Source organism: Muricoccus vinaceus (assembly GCF_042433125.1).
GTDB lineage: Bacteria > Pseudomonadota > Alphaproteobacteria > Acetobacterales > Acetobacteraceae > Roseomonas > Roseomonas vinacea.
Genome location: NZ_JBHLVZ010000153.1, coordinates 1 through 1,641, shown reverse-complemented (window position 1 = coordinate 1,641; position 1,641 = coordinate 1). Strand labels below are relative to the sequence as shown.

General features: G+C 56.9%; 1 rRNA gene. It reads left to right on the top strand.

The features are described 5' to 3' along the window. Nucleotides 1-76: 76 nt before the first annotated feature. Nucleotides 77-1,641, top strand: a 23S ribosomal RNA gene (locus ACFFIC_RS30075); the annotation flags it as partial.

Below are 1,641 nucleotides of genomic sequence, written 5' to 3'. Positions count from 1 at the left end.
TGTGTGTATGCTTTCGCGCTGTTGCGTGGAGTTGGCACGGTTTTGCGTGTTGGTTCTGCGTGCGGGTTGCGGGGGTGATGAGTGAAAGAAGGGCGTTCGGTGGATGCCTTGGCGCCAAGAGGCGATGAAGGACGTGGCACGCTGCGATAAGCTGCGGGGAGATGCGAGCGATCGTTGATCCGCAGATTTCCGAATGGGGAAACCCCTCCTTTATGGAGATCCTGGTCTGAATACATAGGACCTGGAGGCGAACCCGGTGAACTGAAACATCTCAGTAGCTGGAGGAAAAGACATCAACGGAGATTCCGCGAGTAGTGGCGAGCGAAAGCGGAGCAGGCCAGTGGTTTTGCAAAGAGAAGCCGAAGGATTTGGAAAGGTCCACCGGAGCGGGTGATAGTCCCGTAGGCGTAGTGCTTTGCAGGATCCTTGAGTAAGGCGGGGCACGTGAAACCCTGTCTGAACATGGGGGGACCACCCTCCAAGCCTAAATACTCCTTGGCGACCGATAGTGCACAAGTACCGTGAGGGAAAGGTGAAAAGCACCCCGACAAGGGGAGTGAAAGAGACCTGAAACCGAACGCTTACAAGCAGTCGGAGCCCTGGGCGCGAGCTTTGGGGTGACGGCGTACCTTTTGTATAATGGGTCCGCGAGTTCGTGTTGGCAGCAAGCTTAAGCCGTGAGGTGTAGGCGCAGCGAAAGCGAGTCTGACAAGGGCGCTTGAGTTGCCGGCATGAGACCCGAAACCGAGTGATCTAGCCATGGCCAGGCTGAAGGTGGGGTAACACCCACTGGAGGGCCGAACCCACGCCTGTTGAAAAAGTCGGGGATGAGCTGTGGCTAGGGGTGAAAGGCCAATCAAACTCGGAAATAGCTGGTTCTCCGCGAAATCTATTGAGGTAGATCGTCATGTGTTTACCGCCGGAGGTAGAGCACCGGAAGGGCTAGGGGGGCCCAAAGCCCTACCAAACCCTACCGAACTCCGAATGCCGGTGAGTATAGCGTGGCAGACAGACAGTGGGTGCTAAGGTCCATTGTCGAGAGGGAAACAGCCCAGACCACCGTCTAAGGCCCCTAATTCGTGGCTAAGTGGGAAAGCATGTGGGACGGCCAAAACAACCAGGAGGTTGGCTTAGAAGCAGCCATCCTTTAAAGAAAGCGTAATAGCTCACTGGTCTAATAGCTGTTCTGCGGCGAAAATGTAACGGGGCTCAAGCCACGAGCCGAAGACGTGGGTTGCGACATCTTTAGCGAGATGCGCAGCGGTAGCGGAGCGTTCCCTAGGCCTGTGAAGGGATACCCGTGAGGGGTCCTGGAGGTATGGGAAGTGCGAATGCGGACATGAGTAGCGACAAAGAGGGTGAGAACCCCTCTCGCCGAAAGTCCAAGGGTTCCTGCGCAAGGCCAATCCGCGCAGGGTGAGCCGGCCCCTAAGGCGAGGGCGACAGCCGTAGCCGATGGAAACAGGGTGAATATTCCCTGGCCCCCCAGATGTGACGACCATGAAGCGCGGTTCCTCCTTACTGGATTGGAGGGGCAGGTGGAGTGGTCCTGGAAACAGCACTGGGATTATGGACCGTACCCGAAACCGACACAGGTGGACTGGTTGAGTATACCGAGGCGCTTGAGAGAACCATGCTGAA